Here is a 17,256-nt window from a genome sequence, read left to right on the forward strand (position 1 = left end):
AGGGTGTTTTTTGGCGGAGGCTTTTTTGGAAGAACAGTTGAATACTCAGCCGAATGAATCTAAGAGTCAAGTAGAATCAGTCAAGGAGAATTGTTCGGCTCCGGAGCAGGCTCCGCAGAATCCTGCGTCTCAAGCTGGGACTAAAACGGTCGATTTTCCCGAAGAGGACAATCGTCCTCCGCGTCCATTCCTTTACCGCTACCGTGGAATTATACTCGCTGTTCTTGCCGTGGTGGCTTTGGCTTTCCCGGCGGGAGATCTCGAGATTGTCCCGTTCTTGATTTTTATCAACATCTTTATCATTGCCATCTATCTGCGAGTCAAGGCGCGATGCTGCATTGGAGAGCATAGCCGTGGCAAAGCGCAGGACGCTCCTGTGCTTGTTACCTGGGGGGCTTATGGCCGGATGCGTCATCCGCTTTACGTATCTAACATGGCCATTGGTGTATCCCTGATTGTTCTTCATTTTGGACTCAGCCTGTTCGTTCTTCCGTTCGTGGCGATTTTGCTTGCAATCGGATTCAGGCTTGCGAAACTGGATGACCGTTATCTCGAAAAGCGCTACGGTGATCAGTGGAAGCTCTGGGCGATGCATACTCCTGCTTTTATTCCTCGCGTAATTCATGTCCCGGGACCGAGGCGCAGCGGAAAGGAAGCGATTCTTGCCGACATGGCCTCGTGGGTTAGTCTTGCGCTGATGGTGGGGCTTGCCTTGTTTAGGAAGGTTGATTTCTTGATATGGGCTTAGGCATACGCTTAGGCAAGACGGTGTGGAATGTTGCCGTCGGTTCGGTGGCTCGTGCCGCTTGCTTGTTGCCGGGTATAGACCGGGAATATCGAATAGAGGAACGCTTATCGGGACCGTGGCCTGTCGGCCCTTATCTGTGGCTGCACGGAGCGAGCTTGGGTGAGTGCCGCATGTTGCTGAATCTGGCCTGTGCCCTTCGCGAGGACTTGGTCGATTGTCCGAAAATCTTGATTACGTCTCAGAAAGCCGAGGTCGTCTCTTATTTGAACGAGGCCTGCGCCGGCATCGCGAATGTGTCAATTGCGCCGGCGGACATTCCTTCTACGTTGGATTCTTTCGTGAAGGCGGTGCAACCCCTGGGGCTGGTTCTTGCAGAAAATGAACTTTGGCCGGGTTATCTTTCGACCCTTTCTAGGATTTCGACAAGGAAAAATATTGCGCTTGTGTCGGGGCGTTATCGACGCTCGTTGCCGTTCCTTGATTTTTCGGGAATGGGGATTGCGTGCCTGCAGACTGCTGCCGACCTGGGGCGTTTTTCCTATGCGAGCAAGGGCGCCGTTCCCTGTACTATGGGCGGCGACTGGAAACTTTTGAACTGGGCTCGCGACGGGGGACTTGTCTGCGTTCCTGAAAACCCTGTCGTTGACGTGGTCTTTCTCTCGTTTCATCTGGAAGAATCCGAGGCGCTTTTGTGTATGGCGAAGGATTCTGTTGACAAGGGGGAAGCTCCGGTGCTGATGCCCCGTCGGCTAGCCGAACTGAACCAGTTCCGTAGGTTGTTGCTGGATGCTGGACTGCCTGTGGTGGACTATCCTGTCGTGCGGAAGGGGTGCGTTTCGCTGGTGTCTCGTTTTGGACTTTCCCGAGAAATTCTGTTGAAAAGCAGGAGTGCTGTCGTTGGTGGGTCGTTTGTGCGGACGCTTGGCGTCCATGATTTTTGGGAGCCGCTACGGATGGGTGTTGCGACTTGCGTGGGGCCTTACGCCAAGGGGCACGAAGATATTGTGGCAAAACTCGTGTCGGCGCATGTGCTGGCACAGATCCATTCGCCGGTTGATTTCTTGCGCCGTCGGTTTCCGTCGGTCGATACGGTGCGCTTGAGCCTTGCGCAGGAAAAGAAGAAGGTTTTAGATTCCTATTTTTTGTTGCTGAATTTTATAAAGGGCCTTAAATGAAAAAAGTGATTCTTGCGACCCCCAGAGGATTCTGTGCCGGCGTAGACCGAGCCATTCATGTGGTGGAACGCGCCATCGAAAAATTCGGGACTCCTATTTATGTGCGTCACGAGATAGTGCATAACAAGTTCGTGGTCGATACGCTCAAGTCGAAAGGCGTCGTTTTTGTCGATGAACTGGACGAAGTCCCTGCCGGTTCGGTGGTGATTTTTTCGGCCCATGGAGTTGCCGAAGAAATTTATGCCGATGCCGAAAAACGCGGACTGCAGGTGCTGGATGCGAGCTGCCCGCTGGTGCTCAAGGTCCATTTCAGTGCTAAGCGTCATTATGCCGCCGGTCGTCATATCATCTTGATTGGTCATGCGGGACATGCCGAGGTAATTGGTACCTTGGGACAGCTTCCGCCGGGGGCGATTACGCTGATCAAGAACGAAAAAGATGCACGGACGGTGCAAGTCCCCGAAGGAAAGGAGCTCGCCTACATTACGCAGACGACTCTTTCCGTAGCCGAGACTCGCAAGATTATCGAGGCGCTCAAGGAACGTTTCCCTGAAATTATCGGACCCGATGCGGGGGATCTCTGCTATGCGACGGGTAACCGCCAGGCGGCGGTCCTCGATCTCTGCTCCAAGGTGGACATGCTTTTGGTCGTTGGCGCCAAGAATTCCTCCAATTCGAGCCGTCTGATGGAGCTTGGACTTGAACAGGGAATCCAGAGTCATTTGATTGCCTCGGTTGACGACCTGCAGGCAGAATGGTTCGAAAATATTGAATCGGTTGGCATTTCGAGCGGTGCCAGCGCACCTGAAGTGCTTGTTCAGGGGGTTGTCGACTGGATTAAGGCGAAATTTGCCCCTGTGGAAATTGAAAATTTTGTAAAATTAGTGGAATCGACCAAGTTTAATTTGCCAAAGGCATTGCAAGATTGATAATTTAACCTTGACGGAACGCCGTTTTTTTTCTAAAATTGCGTCCGTTATAAAACAACGGAGTTTATTATGAGCCGCATTTGTGAAGTTACCGGCAAGGCCGGCCTCGTGGGCAACATGGTTTCCCACTCTAACCGCAAGAAGTTGATGAAGCAGCTGCCGAACCTCCAGAAAAAGCGCTTCTACATTCCTGAAGAAGACCGTTGGGTCACGCTTCGCGTGAGCGCCGCTGGTCTCCGCACGATCAACAAGCTTGGCATCCAGGCTGTTGCTCAGGAACTCGGCATCTAATTTTAGATAACGAATTTGCTTTAAAAGCCGCCAAGGTCTACCTTGGCGGTATTTTGTGCAGTTTAAATAACGTCTGAAAGGGCGAAAAAGGCAAAGTAAAAGCACCGGTGCGTGCCGATGCTTTTGAAGTAGCTCTAAGTAGCGTTCGTCTTATTTCAGGGCGATTTTCTTTGCCCCGAGGCCGTCGACCTTTACCAGGTAGATTCCGCTCTGAACCTTGTCGAGGTTGAAGGTTGCCTTGCCCTTGTTTAGGTGGGTCGAGACGACCTTGGTTCCATCAAGCTGGAGGACGCTGACAGGCGTGTTCCCTTGAGCGTTTACGATGATTGTCCGGTTCTGTGTTTGTACGGTAAACTTGGCGTATTCGCGTGCCTTAGGCTGGATTGCCGTAAGGTCGGAAATGATGGATGCGGGAGCTTCGTCGTAGCGGGCGACGAGAGCGTTCAGGAACCAGGTCGTGTGGGGGAGCCATTGCTCGATCCAACGCCAGTTGTGCCAATGTTCGTTGTAGGGGAAACCGACTGCAGAAACGCCGTCGTCGTCCCAGGCGATTCCGGAACCGTCGTTGTTCTTGCCGGTAATGCCGTTTGCGATACCGCCTTCGAGTGTGGCATCGTATTTCGATTGTCCGTCGTACTTGGCGGGGTTCTTTTTGCCGATGCCGTACATCATGCTGGTGCCGTAGGGGTTTTTGCCGAGAATCCAGTCAAGCTGGTCGGTGGCGTATTTGTCGGCATCCCTGGTGTCGTTAATTTTAAGGGCGTGGGCTGCGTAAGTGACGGCGGCGGCGAGACTTGCGATTCTAGCGTCTTCTCCTTGCCACCAGTAGCCGCTTTCGTTGTCGTGCGGTATGAAGAAACCGTCCTTAATTTTGTTTCCGGTAATGTAGGTTTGACGGGCGTACCCGAAGGGGTTCTCGACGCTGTTCGTGATACTGATAAGCCAGTTGTAGTGCTCCTTGATGGCGTTGTTTACCGTAGATAAGAACGGGTGCATGCAGGTAGATCCGTTGAGGGATGTTGTGCATGTCCATTGATTCTTGGATTCGGCGTTTTCAATTTCGGCATAACGGATGAGAGCAATCAGCGGAAGACCTGCGTCGCTGGCGTGCCAGAAGGGGCGCGTCTTGGCGTCGTCGCTCCAGAAGTATCCCGCGTCGCCGAGACGGTTCGCGAGATTGACTGCTCGGGTTCTGGCGTCGTTCAGATAGGATGTATTTTTTGTAGCTGCGTAGAGTTCCGTGGCGGCAAGAAGGGCCGTGTAGTCATCGATAATGTTTTCCTTGCCGTCGTCGCAATAGGCGCACGGCTGGCCGATACCCTGTTTGGCGGAAAGATGGGCGTAAGCGGCCTCGGCTGTAGCAAGGTATTGTTCGCTGGTGAAATCGCCGTTTGCCTTGAGGGCGGCAACGCGGGCGAGGCCTGCAATCGCCATGCCGCCACCTTCGCGGAAGGCCGTCTGGTAGTCGCTGCTCTTGATGCCGTCTTCTCCGCTAAAGGCGCAGAGATAACGGCTAGAGCCCATTCCCCAGTTGTCGAATACGGTCATGTAGAAAAATCCCTGCTCGTCGAACATACGAACCAGGAAGTCAGCGCCGTAGGCGGCTTCTTCTACGGCCGTAGTCGCTGTTTTAGTCGACGCCAACAGGGCGGGAATGTGTTCTGCCGCAAAGGCGAGCGACCATACGGTCAGGGGAATTTGCTGAGGACTCAGGTAATTGGCGTAAGAAAGGTGTGAAAGGTACTTACTCACGTCGCCACTTGCATCGTACCAACCGCCGTGAACATCTCGCGTGACACCGGTTTTACCGTAAACGGGGGCTTTTTGGTCCCAGCTCACAATTTGCGCGTTGGTAGCTCGGTCGTTGAAGAAATAGTTCATGACCATGCCGAGCGTGCTGACCGCAAGGGCGTTCTCGCGAATGTAAAATTCTCCGGATGTGGAGGGACTTCCGGTGCTGACACTTACATAGAATTTGCCGGAATAGGGCAAAAGCTTAGATCCAAGATCGATTGTGTAGTATTTGCCTGTCTTGGCCCACTTGTCAGGATCCTCGCCTTTACCGAAAGTTCCGCTAGTAACTGTGGCTCCAGTTATTTCGCCATCGGGCGCATAGAAAAGCGTCCAGTCGGTACCTTCTAGGTTGTCGGTGCTTTGCACAACGATAGAAATGGGCTTGCCCTGGTCGTAGCCCGCCTCGTTAAAAAAGAATGTGTTTGCGGCAAAGGTGGATGCCGCAAACGCAAGAGGGAAAAGTCTGCAAATGGTATTCATGAGAACTAATATAATTTATTAGTTCCTGGAATTCAAGAATAGACTTCTAAAGTGTGTTTTTCGTCAAATAAATAGGCGGAAAACTTTATTTTTCGCTACGCAATTTGCTCCGGCGTCATTAGCCACAAGCTCAACGGTCGAAACATTATCGCGAGACACCTCGATGTTCACGATAAAATGACCATCGGCTATGTGATGCGAAAAGGCGTAACGCCATCGCGCTATGCCAAAGCCTACATCGCGGCACTCCTGCGACACTGCAAATAAGTTATTTATCAATAATTGCCGAAGCGACGACGCCATCGCCCGCGTAAAGCACCAAAACTTGGCCGGGGGCGGCAGCGAATTGCGGCGTTTCGAATTCAACGCGAATGCTGCCAGACTCCAAATCCAGAATCCTTGCCGGAGAACCCTTGTGGCCCAAGCGAATGTGGGCGTCTAGCGGCCCCTTGAGCAGCGGCGAATTTTCGCTGACCATCAAGTTCAAGTCGATGGCAGAAACTTGAATACAAGAAAGCGCGCTGCGGGGCCCGAGAACCACCTGATTCTTGGCGGCATCAATCGCCACCACAAAAAGCGGTTCCTTTTGACCGCCAATGTTCAGACCCTTGCGCTGGCCCACCGTGTAATTCACGATGCCCTTATGGTGACCAAGCACCTTGCCGCTCACATCTACAAAGTCGCCCTGCACCTGGTCCGATTCCTCGAACAGCACCGAGTAATCGCCGCATTCAATAAAATCCTGGCTTTCGCGCTTGGTCGCAAAATCTTCCCAGCCGATTTCAGCGGCGAGCGCCTTGACGTCTTGCTTACGCATGTTTCCCAGCGGGAACAACACCGTCGAAAGTTGTTCCGCCGAAAGTCTTGACAAAAAATAAGTCTGGTCTTTGCCCGCATCTAAGGCGCGGTACAAAAAGGGTTCATTCTCGTTTTTGAAATCGAGGCGCGCATAATGTCCGGTAGCAAAATAATCAAACTCGATTCCCATTTTGCGTGCTGCCAAATGCAACGCGCCAAACTTGATGGACTGATTGCAACGCACGCATGGGTTAGGAGTTCGGCCAGCACGGTATTCGGCACGAAAATAATCCAGCACCTTGGTCTTGTATTCGCTAGCGACAGGAACCACGTAATGCGGAATTCCCAGGCGATCTGCCACCAGTTTCGCTTCTTCGATATTCTTGTCCTCACTCGGGCCGTAGCAACCTTCGCGACCTTCTACGGCGGGCATATTCACCGAACCATCCCACGTTGCCATGGTAAGCCCCACAACATCGTACCCTTGCTTTTGCAACAGATACGCCGAAAGGGCTGAATCTACACCGCCAGAAAGTCCTACTGCCACACGCTTCATTATTTACCTTACGATTATTGCGACAAGCCTTTCTCAAATTCTGCCAAGAATGCACGGCCCTGTTCCCATTCACCTAGATTCGAGTCGGAATTGATGTGTCCCAGCGCACCCGCGTTAAACAGCTTTGCGCCCCACGCCTCAGCAAAGAACTTAGTGCGCTCGGGTGTCATGTACGGGTCGTTTTCGCTACCGACGATGCAAGCTTGCACCGGGAGCCTTTCGGTAGGCATCGGAGAAAAGTTCTTGATGATGTCGACCGTGTCAGCATCGGCTGGGGCTACAAGGAACGCTCCCTTGATATTTGCTGGAAGACGCTTTTGTTGTTGCGCACGCAAAAGCCAAAGGGCTGTCGTAACGACGCCTAGACTGTGCGAAACAAGAATGGTGTCGTCTTTCAACTGACGAATGGCCTCGTCAAGAGTTGCTATCCAATCTTCTTTTTGCGGCTTATCCCAACAATGCTGGTAAACGCGGCTCGCGCACGGCAGGCTCCGCGTCCAAAAAGTCTGCCAATGGCTCGGGCCAGAATTATTCAAACCGGGAACAATTAAGTAATGCATTTATGAAGTCCTTTTCTTTTCCTACAAAAATAGTATAAAAACAAAGGCTCCGCAAATCGTTATTGCCGTTTTGCCTACTTTTTTGCCGCAATCAAACGCACTGAATCAAAAGTTTAAGGATAAGAAATTCGCCGCCAAGTGCAACCGTGACTACATTCTGGAAGGCTGCGCACTGCTCGGCATGGACGTGAAAGACTTCGCCGCCATCTGCATCGAGGGCATGCGCGAACACGCCGCAGAAATCGGCCTGGCAGGGCACGCCGCGTAATTACGATGTTGTTCAAAATCCGTAAAGATTTTCAAAAAATGTAATAAAAATGTCAGAATCTCTTGCGAAAGAGCTTTGGCATATTTTTTGCATTCTATGGGGCGCAGGATTTAATATGATTTCTTTGAACGATTACTTGTTTTCTGGAAATACGGTGCTGAAAATTTTGCACCAGTATTCAAACGACCTCAGAAACGGGGCGAAGGTGACGCGCAACAGCATTGACCTTGCGCACGCGAATTTCTTGACGCAGATTATCGAACTGCTGGAGCACAACGACTTCTTGACTTCGCAATCCCAGCGGATCAAGGAATTCTACAAGTACATGACGAGGGAGTATCCTTTTCTGGCCTTTACCTTTAAGGGGCGCATCAAGTCGCTCATTCGTGCCGAAGAAAAATTCAACGGCTACATCCTTGAATACATTAGCAACTATTATCAAAAGAATGGCGCGTTCCCGTCTGAAGCGGAACTGAAAAGCGTGCTGAATTTTCGCGACCTGATTGCCTACCGTATCGTTATTTCGATGCCGGTTTGCCACATTAAAAAAGGCGAAGATCGCAGCGAAGTCGAGCGTAAATACCTGTACGAAATCGCGAACATTGTGCCGGAGTTCCTTGAAGAGCGGGGGTTCACTCCAGAGATTTCGAAACATCTGGATGGCGGGCATTCCGACTTGCTTGCAGATCCCGTTCGGCCATATTACCACGATTCTGTGGCGACTCCGAGAAACTCGGGCTACCAGTCGTTGCATATAACTTTTTATGACAACTTGGCACGTTGCTATACGGAGCTGCAGCTCAGAACCAAGGACATGGACGATTTTGCCGAGATTGGCGAAGCGAATCATTTTGGCTACGAAAAGACGCAAGAGACCAGGCGCTCCAAACACGATCAGATTCCTAGTGGTGAGAGCATCTATTTTGACGAGGCCTATGAGCGTCTTATGAATTTGCAGGCACTCGAACTTGCCAAAATAGACGTGAACATGTTCAAGGCGATAAATAATCAACTGATTAATGACGGTTGCGGCTTATTCCGCGGTCGGCAGATTTTGCCGTTCGAACATCTGTCGCGATTCCAAAACGACTTGATTGACTGATCTAATTTCTATACGATAAAAATATCCGAAGACAAAAAATTTCTTGCAAAAAAAATTCTACAAGATTGATTTCCCAAATTCAACGCAGCTCGGTTCCACTGAAAAATCCGACTTGACCTATTTTATCTAGACGACCCCTGCGGTATGTATATGTATCAGTGATGATGCGAATGGTCGTGCATGGAATGATTCATCTCGACGGATTGTTTTGCCGGCTGGTAGCCTGCAATGGACGGATCTACCGTGCCAAAAATCATGGCGACGTGCGAAAGAACCAGGAATGCAGCCAGCAAAGAAATGCGGATGATGCCGAGAAACGCAACTGCACGCAGAACTGCGCCTATTGCGCCCAGTCACGCGATTCCGAAGCACCGATTGAAAAGTATCGTTATGTAGAAGACAAAAAGCTGTATGGCGACAACGATCTCGTTGACGAAATGCATTTGGCGAGACACTGCATCGGGCTCAGCGGCATCCGGTTTGCAGACGACGATATCGAAAAACTCGCCGAACGCATCCGCAAGATGAAAAAGAACGACACGCAAATCTGCTGTTCCATCGGATTCCTGACCGAAAAACAGGCGTTGATTCTTAAGGAAGCTGGCCTCAATCGCATCAATCACAACCTGAACAGCAGTCGTCGTTTTTACCCGAGCATTTGCACCACGCACACTTACCAAGAACGAATCGACAACCTGAAAATGCTGAAGGGCCTCGGCTTTGAAATTTGCTCCGGCGGCATCATCGGCATGGGCGAAACGCCCGAAGATGTCGTCGATATGCTTTTCGAACTGTTGGAGATTAATCCCGACTCGGTGCCTATCAACTTCTTGCTACCGGTAGAAGGCACGCGCCTTGCGACGCGAGATATTTCGGTGCTGACGCCCGAATACTGTATCAAGGTGCTTTGCCTTGCGCGCCTGATGCTTCCGAAATCGGACATCCGCTGCGCCGCCGGCCGCGAAGTGTATTTCAAGGGGCACGAAAAGACGCTTTTCAAGGTGGCCGATTCCATATTCGCGGCGGGCTACCTCACCGAAGGCGGCCAGAGTCTCGAAGAAACATTCCGTAGCATCGAGGCGGCTGGCTTCACCTGGCAAGTGGAAAGCGAATCATCCTACTAGCTTCAAAAAATACCGGTGAATGCTCGTGTCGTTATTGAGTTCCGGGTGAAACGAAAGTGCAATCTGGTTCTTGTAGCGAACGGCAACGATTTGCTCGGGAGCATCTGTAGTATTCGAACTTGCCGTACGCGAAAGGACTTCGACGCCTTCGCCGACCGATTCAAAGAAGGGCGCGCGAATAAAGGTCTGCGGGACCTTTCCGACATGCGCGACTTCGTTTTCCGTAAAGAAACTGCCAAGCTGCCTTCCGTAAGCATTCCTGCGAATAATGGCGGGGAGTGTTGCGAAATGCGCCTTGTTTTCGCCTGCAATTTTTTCGGCAAGGAGGATTGCGCCGGCACATGTTGCAAGCACGGGCAGGCCTTCGACAATTTTTTTTCGAAGAGGCTCGAAAAGTCCCAAATCGTGGAGCAGCTTCCCTTGCACGGTACTTTCTCCACCAGGTAGCACGAGACCGTCTAAATGGCGGTCAAGGTCGCGTAACTGCCTGATTTCGAATACTTCGGCGCCCAGCGATTTGAGGATGCGTTCATGTTCAATGAACGCCCCCTGCACCGCGAGTACGCCAATTTGCGGTTTGTTAATTCCCATTACTTTCCCCTTTCGGCCATCAGCAACGCGATTTCCTGTTCGTTGATACCGACCATGGCTTCGCCCAAGTCTTCAGAAAGTTTGGCGATAAGCTTTGCATCAGTGTAGTTTGTGACAGCCTGTACGATGGCGGCGGCACGCTTGGCGGGGTTACCTGACTTGAAAATTCCGGAGCCTACGAAAACGCCTTCGGCACCGAGTTGCATCATGAGGGCGGCATCGGCGGGGGTGGCAACACCACCGGCAGCGAAGTTCACCACAGGGAGTTTCTTGTTGTCGTGAACGAAGCGCACCAGGTCGTACGACACCTGGAGTTCCTTGGCTCGGTTAAAGAGCTCGTCTTCGCGCATGCTCGAAATGCGGGCGATTTCCTGGTTCATCAGGCGCATGTGTCGTACGGCCTGGACGATGTCGCCCGTACCCGGCTCGCCCTTGGTGCGAATCATTGACGCGCCTTCTTCGATACGGCGCAGCGCCTCGCCCAAGTCCTTCGCGCCGCAGACAAACGGCACGTCGAAATCGCGCTTGTTGATGTGGAAAATGTCGTCGGCAGGAGAAAGTACCTCGCTTTCGTCGATATAGTCAATTTCGATGGCCTGCAAAATTTGTGCTTCGGCAAAGTGACCAATACGGCATTTGGCCATGACGGGGATAGAGACTGCATCCTGAATACCCTTAATCATCTTGGGGTCGCTCATGCGCGATACACCGCCCGCGGCACGGATGTCGGCAGGAATGCGTTCCAAGGCCATCACGGCGGCGGCACCTGCGGCTTCGGCGATTTTGGCCTGTTCAGGGGTTGTCACATCCATAATCACGCCGCCTTTGAGCATCTGGGCAAGATTCTTATTGAGTTCGTAACGATTCTGGTCAGACATGTAAATCTCCTTGGTTGTGGAATGGTTTAATTTCAGGTTGTAATTTAAAACATTCGCTTGACCTGCACAATATTCAGTTTTTTACTATTTTTATAAGGTCAGTTAAATATCAGATTAGCAATACTAATAAGGTCAGTTTCATGTTCACTTACGATATGTCCAAAGCGGGAGCAAACAGCCTCTACCATTACCTTTACCAATGCATCAAAAAAGATATCGTAAGCGGAAACGTCCTTGCCGAAGAACAGCTCCCTTCCAAACGAAACCTCGCGCAGAATCTCGGCATTAGCGTCGTGACGGTTGAAAATGCTTATGCACAGCTCCTCGCCGAAGGCTACATCTACTCGCTCCCTAAAAAAGGCTTCTTTGTTGCAGACATAAATGCCGTGGCAAATGCGCAAGTCCATCGGATTCGCAAGAAATCTCGCACACGCAGGCTCTTCGCAGAACCATCCGATGAATCAGAACATATCAACCCGAAATATATCGCCGACTTTGCAAGCAACGGTGCCGACATCGAGGCGTTTCCCTTTACCACATGGGCGAAAATCACTCGGGAGATCCTTTGCGAAAGGCAAAATGATTTGTTGCAAGTTTCTCCGGGAATGGGCGCGCTAGAACTTCGCCGAGCCATTGTTCGCATGCTTCGCGAATTCAGAAATATCCAGGTACTGCCCGAACAAATTGTCATTGGTGCCGGGACTGATTACCTTTATAGCTTGCTAGTACAATTGCTCGGATTTGACAAGTGCTATGGCGTAGAAGACCCGGGATGGAGTAAAATATCAAAACTGTACAGCCAATACGGCGTCAAGGTGTGTCATATTCCCATTGCGGCAGAAAGTTTCGTAGACTCCGTCAAGAAATCAGACGTCGATGTCGTACATATTTCCCCAGCGCACCATTTTCCGACCGGGATGGTGATGCCTGTCGGCGAACGCTATCGCCTGCTCAGCTGGGCGGCCGAATCCCCAAATCGCTACATCATCGAAGATGACTATGACAGCGAATTCCGCATGACTGGAAAACCTATTCCTGCACTACAGAATATTGATGTTACTGAAAAGGTGATTTACCTGAATACCTTTTCCAAGACGATGACTTCTGCGATTCGCCTCAGTTATATGGTGCTCCCGCCGCATCTTGCCGAGAAATTCCATAACAAACTTTCGTTCTATTCGTGTACGGTTTCGAACCTTGATCAGTATGTAATGGCCAAGTTTGTTGATCTCGGTTACTATGAGACGCACATCAACCGCATGCGCAACCTGTACCGTGCCAAGCGCGATATGCTCCTGTCGGCTATCCGCAAGAGCAGGCTTTCGAATGTCGCTCAAATTTACGAAGAAGACGCTGGCCTCCACTTTATCTTGGAAGTGAACACGAAATGTTCCGATATAGAATTCTGCAATCGCGCCCGATTCCGTGGGGTAAACATCCGCGCCCTTTCGGAGTATTATTTTGAGGCGAAGCCGTCGCAGCACAAGTTTGTCGTGAACTATTCGTCGGTAGATAAAGCGAACATGCAAAAAGCGGTGGAGATACTTGCGGGCCTGTGCAACTAAATCGTTTTTTTAGCAAGAAAGCAATCAGGAATCCTGAAATCGTCAGTACAAAATTATTCTGTCTCCGTGAAAAGGTTCAAAAAAAAGACGCCCCTGAAAATGGACTTCGAATATTTCCAGGAGCGCCAGGTTGTACGGAGAGTACAAATTACTTGATATTTTCTCTCCAAGTAGCGGGCTTGAACTGTTCCTTCAAAGGCAGAAGACGCTTGTCAATGTCAACACCCAAGACAGAGTTGAAGTTGTTCGTCGCCTGCATCTGAGCGCCAAAGCCCACGATGATGATAATCTGTTCGTCGGTATAGAACTTGCGCAGTCCTTCGAAAAGTTCGTCGGGAACCTTTGTCGGATCCTTCACAATCTGCTGGCCCAGCTGCTGCAAAAGCTTCTCGTTTTCCGAAGTTTCGAAGTTGTTCGGATCGAGGCCCAGAGCCTTCAGGTCGCTAATGAAGAACAGCGAGCAAAGAAGGCAGCCGTTCGTCGTAGAAACCGAGTGTGCAAAAATCGTTGCCGCACGTAGGCCAACCGCCTTTTCGAGGCTTTCCCAAGCGTCGTACCAGCCCATGAAAGCCTTGTAGATGCCGTAATCCTGGAGCATCACCAACTTCATATTGGTCACCTTGCCTGCAGCTTCCAGTTTTTCGTAAGCAGCCTTTGCTTCGGCAGTCAATTCGTTCGGTTGTTTTAAATGTACTCTTGCCATTGTTTATGCTCTCCTTGTGGTGCATTCGCACCGTTTTAGTTTTTGATTTTTGTTGCAGTTTTCTGTTATAACGCGATTTTCAAGATATCCTTGATTGCTGTGGCATCCAGCGGAACATAGTGCCCGACCTTGCCGTTACGCGTTGCGCGTGCTGCCATCGCATCAAAGTCCTTGTCGCCAATCTTCAAGTCAGCAAGCTTTGTCGCTAGGCCAAGTTTCTTGAAAAATTCAGCCAGTTTTTCTGATAAAATATAAGCGCGTTCCGTTTCGCTGTAGTTGAACGAATCTACTCCGAAAACCCTGCTTGCCAAAAGCGCAAGCCTCCAGGGCTTTTTCTCGGCCATGTACTTGGTCCAGGCGACGGTGACAACGGCCATGCCTTCGCCGTGAGTGATGTTGTACTGCGCCGAAAGTTCATGCTCGATTCGGTGTGAGCCCCAGTCCGCGCGGCGCCCTGCGTCCAGGAATCCGCCGTGAGCCACACTGGCGAGCCACTGGATTTCGCCACGGGCGTTTACATCCTTCTGGTCTTTCAAGAGCTTGTTCGCATTCACGAGCAACGCGCGAATCGCGCCTTCTATCAAGTAATCCGTGGTGTCGGAATTTTTCTCGTCAGAGAAATAGCGTTCCAGCAAGTGAGAAAGCACGTCCGCGATTCCCACGAAAGTCTGGTATGCCGGCAGCCCCACCGTGTATTCCGGGTTCATGATGGCAAATTTCGGAATGATGCGGTCATCTTCAAAACCGAGTTTCCATTCACCACTCGAAAGAATCGCCGCGTTCGAAGTCTCGGAACCGCTCGAGGCTGTCGTTGCAATCACGCCAATCGGCAAAACCTGCTTGGGCGAGATGCCTTTTTCAAAGAAATCCCACACGTCGCCATCGTACGGAATGCCGAGTGCCACTGCCTTTGCCGTATCAATCGAACTTCCGCCACCGACCGCGAGCACAAAGTCCACCTGGTTTTCCTTGCCCTGCTTCACGAGTTCGCGCACCAGGTCAATGGTCGGGTTCGGAACCACGTTTCCGTTTTCGGAAAAACGAATCCCGAGTTCCTTGACTGCATCCCTGATGACGTCGTAAATGCCGAGCGCCTTGATAAAGTCTCCGCTGTAAACAAGCTGAAGCGACTTCACGCCGTACGCAGCCAAAAGTTCGCGAAGTTTCTGTTCGCTGTGTTCGCCAAAAACAATCTTTGCTGGATTATAATATTCGAAGTCAATCATTTAATACTCTCCGTTTTCGCCAATGCGGCGTTCAAAAAAGAATCCAGTCCAACAAACGTTTCCTAATGGTGAAAACGCCGTCGGAACTGGAAACTCAATGCAATCAATTAGATTGCGGCAAAGCCGTTTTCGAGGTCAGCGATAATGTCTTCGTAATGTTCCGTACCGATAGACACGCGGATCGTTGCCGGGGTAATTTCGGCGGCTGCCAACTCTTCTGGAGAAAGTTCGGCGTGCGTGGTGGTGTACGGGTGAATCACGAGGCTCTTCACATCGGCAACGTTTGCAAGCAGGCTAAAGATCTTCAGGCTATCGATGAACTTGAAGGCTTCTTCCTGGCCGCCCTTGATGTCGAAGGTGAAAATGGAACCGCCACCGTTCGGGAAGTACTTCTTGTAAAGTTCGTGGTCCGGATGGCTCGGGAAGCTCGGGTGGCTCACGCGGGTAACCTTCGGGTGCTTGGAAAGGAATTCCAGAACCTTCTTGGTGTTTTCCACATGGCGGTCGAGACGGAGAGAAAGCGTTTCAACACCCTGCAACAGGAGGAATGCGTTGAACGGGGAAATGGCTGCACCTTCGTCGCGGAGCAAAATCGTACGCACGTAGATGGCGTAGGCTGCGGGGCCGGCGGCCACAAACGGGAATCCGTAGCTCGGGTTCTTTTCGGTGAACTGCGGGAACTTGCCGCTCTTGGTCCAGTCGAACTTGCCGCTATCCACAATCACGCCGCCGAGAGTCGTTCCATGACCACCGATGAACTTGGTGGCAGAATGCACCACGATATCGGCACCGTGTTCAATCGGGCGAATCAAGTAAGGCGTACCGAAGGTGTTGTCGATCACCAGAGGAATCTTGTTCTTGTGGGCGATTTCAGCGATGGCATCGATATCCGGAATGTCGGAATGCGGGTTGCCGAGTGTTTCGATAAAGATGAGCTTCGTGTTTTCCTTGACAGCGGCTTCAACAGCCTTCAGGTCATGGGTATCTACGAAGGTCGATTCGATACCGAAGTCGCGGAGCGTGTGCTGCAACAAGTTGAAAGTACCACCGTAAACAGTGCGCTGGACAACCACGTGGTCTCCGCTGCGAGCAAGAGCCGTGATGGCGTAAGTGATGGCTGCGGCACCGGAAGCGACGGCGAGAGCGGCAACGCCACCTTCGAGGGCAGCGATACGTTCTTCGAGAACGCCCTGGGTCGTATTGGTGATGCGGCCGTAGACGTTACCACCGGTCTTCAGGGCAAAACGATTTGCAGCATCCTGGGCGTTGTGGAAAACATAAGAGGTGGTCTGGTAAATAGGTACTGCGCGGGCGTCGCTAGTGGGGTCTGCGTGTTCCTGGCCAACGTGAACCTGGAGAGTTTCAAAATGGAGCTTGTTCTGTGTCGTCATGGTTAAAATTCCTTTTAGGTTGCAGCAAGCAACGGGGTTTTTCGCTGACCCTTGCTCGCTAAAATTTTTTCTGGGGTGTCCTTTCGACTTGTTTTTCTAACCTGCAAAGCCTTAAGGACGTAAGACTTTCGGCTAGTTCGTTTTCAGAATGCCTCTCGGCATTCGACAGTCACTTATCATAGGCGCTCCTTCGAATGCTTAGGAATCGCAAAACATTTTGTTATTCCTACCAATCTTGTGTGAAATAAAATAGAATTTGAAATCGGCCCTGTCAAGGCATAAATACATACTATTTAATTATACTTGGTAATAGGATTTGACTATAACAGAAAAAAGAAAAAATGGGCGTTTCCCGCGCCACTGCGCGGGCCGGGCTATATTTTAGCGGCAACCGTCTTCGCTTCGCTCGCCGCTTACCTGCTAAAACGGCGCCACAGCGCCGCCAAGGGTCACTATCCCTAACGCAAAAAGCTTGAGCAGAATGCTTATAATTTCCCCAAAGTCATCTTTTTTATGTGATTTGGGAATTTATCTCGCTTTTTTTCGCAGAGAATGAGGTAAATTGTCAAAAAATGCCATAGGATTGGATTTATATTTACTGTTGTAGAAACACTGCTTTATCAAAAGGAGATGACGGATGAAAAAGGTATTTTTACTGTGCGTATTGCTTTGCATGAACTCAATTGCTTTTGCAGAATCGTCGATTTCGGAATCCCAAGCTCGATACAGATTATTTCCTACAAAAAATATGTGGACTTTTTTAAAACTTGATACAATGACTGGGAAAATATGGCAGGTTCAGTATTCCATTGAAGGCGCCGATTATCGCTTTGAGACAGTGCTTAATCCACATGCCATTATAAAACTTCTAGACCAGAAAAAAATTATAGGACGTTATACTTTATATCCGACGCAAAATACATATAATTTTATTTTACTTGATCAAATTGATGGACACACTTATCAAGTTCAATGGAGCGGCGAAAAAGAAAATCGCCTTGTAGTACCGATTTCGGATTAAGCTGATTATTCCGGGGTATGTTGAGCCACGAGTCCGGTGTCAGAGAGCCAGGGTTC

General features: G+C 50.6%; 18 protein-coding genes. 9 read left to right on the forward strand and 9 right to left on the reverse strand.

What is annotated here, in order from left to right; all coding sequences use genetic code 11:
• Positions 1-25: 25 nt before the first annotated feature.
• From Q0P86_RS04230 to rpmB, 4 genes are all read left to right on the forward strand, one after another.
• Positions 26-748: an isoprenylcysteine carboxylmethyltransferase family protein gene (locus Q0P86_RS04230; RefSeq protein WP_290991763.1), complete on the forward strand. Its 723-nt coding sequence runs from the start codon at positions 26-28 to the stop codon at positions 746-748.
• Entirely contained in the window at positions 739-1,923 is a 1,185-nt protein-coding gene (locus tag Q0P86_RS04235; RefSeq protein ID WP_294985981.1) for a glycosyltransferase N-terminal domain-containing protein, read from the forward strand. The genes Q0P86_RS04230 and Q0P86_RS04235 overlap by 10 nt, the downstream gene beginning before the upstream one ends.
• On the forward strand, positions 1,920-2,852 hold the full coding sequence (gene ispH, locus Q0P86_RS04240; protein WP_290991759.1) for a 4-hydroxy-3-methylbut-2-enyl diphosphate reductase: 933 nt from the start codon (positions 1,920-1,922) through the stop codon (positions 2,850-2,852). Before Q0P86_RS04235 ends, ispH begins: the two co-directional genes overlap by 4 nt.
• Positions 2,853-2,921: 69 nt before the next feature.
• The gene (gene rpmB, locus Q0P86_RS04245) at positions 2,922-3,143 is read left to right on the forward strand and encodes a 50S ribosomal protein L28 (RefSeq protein ID WP_014546602.1); all 222 of its coding nucleotides are present in this window, start codon (positions 2,922-2,924) and stop codon (positions 3,141-3,143) included.
• Between the two features lie 150 nt (positions 3,144-3,293).
• Here the strand turns inward: rpmB and Q0P86_RS04250 are convergent, their stop codons facing one another.
• The 3 genes from Q0P86_RS04250 to Q0P86_RS04260 all read right to left on the reverse strand — a co-directional run bounded on the left by Q0P86_RS04250 (position 3,294) and on the right by Q0P86_RS04260 (position 7,331).
• Positions 3,294-5,417 (reverse strand): glycoside hydrolase family 9 protein, encoded by a 2,124-nt coding sequence (locus Q0P86_RS04250; protein ID WP_290991757.1) that lies wholly within the window; start codon positions 5,415-5,417, stop codon positions 3,294-3,296.
• Between the two features lie 268 nt (positions 5,418-5,685).
• Complete coding sequence (mnmA, locus tag Q0P86_RS04255) at positions 5,686-6,771, reverse strand: tRNA 2-thiouridine(34) synthase MnmA (protein WP_295037669.1); 1,086 nt, start codon at positions 6,769-6,771, stop codon at positions 5,686-5,688.
• A gap of 14 nt (positions 6,772-6,785) precedes the next feature.
• On the reverse strand, positions 6,786-7,331 hold the full coding sequence (locus tag Q0P86_RS04260) for an alpha/beta hydrolase (protein ID WP_290991732.1): 546 nt from the start codon (positions 7,329-7,331) through the stop codon (positions 6,786-6,788).
• A gap of 70 nt (positions 7,332-7,401) precedes the next feature.
• Between Q0P86_RS04260 and Q0P86_RS04265 the strand changes: the two genes are divergently transcribed.
• The gene (locus Q0P86_RS04265; RefSeq protein WP_294112288.1) at positions 7,402-7,599 is read left to right on the forward strand and encodes a hypothetical protein; all 198 of its coding nucleotides are present in this window, start codon (positions 7,402-7,404) and stop codon (positions 7,597-7,599) included.
• 115 nt (positions 7,600-7,714) lie between these two features.
• Complete coding sequence (locus Q0P86_RS04270) at positions 7,715-8,701, forward strand: guanosine polyphosphate pyrophosphohydrolase (RefSeq protein WP_295037672.1); 987 nt, start codon at positions 7,715-7,717, stop codon at positions 8,699-8,701.
• 155 nt (positions 8,702-8,856) lie between these two features.
• Here Q0P86_RS04270 and Q0P86_RS16865 read toward each other — a convergent pair whose 3' ends face one another.
• Positions 8,857-8,958: a hypothetical protein gene (locus Q0P86_RS16865; protein WP_366917177.1), complete on the reverse strand. Its 102-nt coding sequence runs from the start codon at positions 8,956-8,958 to the stop codon at positions 8,857-8,859.
• On the opposite strand from Q0P86_RS16865, the gene bioB reads away from it, so the two are divergent.
• Complete coding sequence (bioB, locus tag Q0P86_RS04275; RefSeq protein ID WP_366917181.1) at positions 8,917-9,825, forward strand: biotin synthase BioB; 909 nt, start codon at positions 8,917-8,919, stop codon at positions 9,823-9,825. The two genes, Q0P86_RS16865 and bioB, sit on opposite strands and share 42 nt — an antisense overlap.
• Here the strand turns inward: bioB and pdxT are convergent.
• Both pdxT and pdxS read right to left on the reverse strand, forming a co-directional pair.
• Positions 9,814-10,416, reverse strand: a complete 603-nt coding sequence (pdxT, locus tag Q0P86_RS04280; RefSeq protein ID WP_290990959.1) for a pyridoxal 5'-phosphate synthase glutaminase subunit PdxT — start codon at positions 10,414-10,416, stop codon at positions 9,814-9,816. The genes bioB and pdxT overlap by 12 nt on opposite strands.
• Positions 10,416-11,294, reverse strand: a complete 879-nt coding sequence (gene pdxS / locus Q0P86_RS04285; protein WP_283428684.1) for a pyridoxal 5'-phosphate synthase lyase subunit PdxS — start codon at positions 11,292-11,294, stop codon at positions 10,416-10,418. Before pdxS ends, pdxT begins: the two co-directional genes overlap by 1 nt.
• A 155-nt stretch (positions 11,295-11,449) precedes the next feature.
• Here pdxS and Q0P86_RS04290 point away from each other — a divergent pair, with 155 nt between their 5' ends.
• On the forward strand, positions 11,450-12,859 hold the full coding sequence (locus tag Q0P86_RS04290; protein WP_295037675.1) for a PLP-dependent aminotransferase family protein: 1,410 nt from the start codon (positions 11,450-11,452) through the stop codon (positions 12,857-12,859).
• 148 nt (positions 12,860-13,007) lie between these two features.
• Here Q0P86_RS04290 and Q0P86_RS04295 read toward each other — a convergent pair whose 3' ends face one another.
• The 3 genes from Q0P86_RS04295 to Q0P86_RS04305 form a co-directional block, all read right to left on the reverse strand.
• Complete coding sequence (locus tag Q0P86_RS04295; RefSeq protein ID WP_295037677.1) at positions 13,008-13,562, reverse strand: hypothetical protein; 555 nt, start codon at positions 13,560-13,562, stop codon at positions 13,008-13,010.
• Between the two features lie 65 nt (positions 13,563-13,627).
• Positions 13,628-14,788 (reverse strand): iron-containing alcohol dehydrogenase, encoded by a 1,161-nt coding sequence (locus Q0P86_RS04300; RefSeq protein WP_295037678.1) that lies wholly within the window; start codon positions 14,786-14,788, stop codon positions 13,628-13,630.
• Between the two features lie 107 nt (positions 14,789-14,895).
• Positions 14,896-16,179 (reverse strand): O-acetylhomoserine aminocarboxypropyltransferase/cysteine synthase family protein, encoded by a 1,284-nt coding sequence (locus tag Q0P86_RS04305; protein ID WP_295037680.1) that lies wholly within the window; start codon positions 16,177-16,179, stop codon positions 14,896-14,898.
• Positions 16,180-16,816: 637 nt separating this feature from the next.
• On the opposite strand from Q0P86_RS04305, the gene Q0P86_RS04310 reads away from it, so the two are divergent.
• Positions 16,817-17,200 (forward strand): hypothetical protein, encoded by a 384-nt coding sequence (locus tag Q0P86_RS04310; RefSeq protein ID WP_295037682.1) that lies wholly within the window; start codon positions 16,817-16,819, stop codon positions 17,198-17,200.
• The last annotated feature ends 56 nt before the right edge of the window (positions 17,201-17,256 follow it).

The organism is uncultured Fibrobacter sp. (assembly GCF_946062555.1).
Taxonomy (GTDB): Bacteria; Fibrobacterota; Fibrobacteria; order Fibrobacterales; family Fibrobacteraceae; genus Fibrobacter.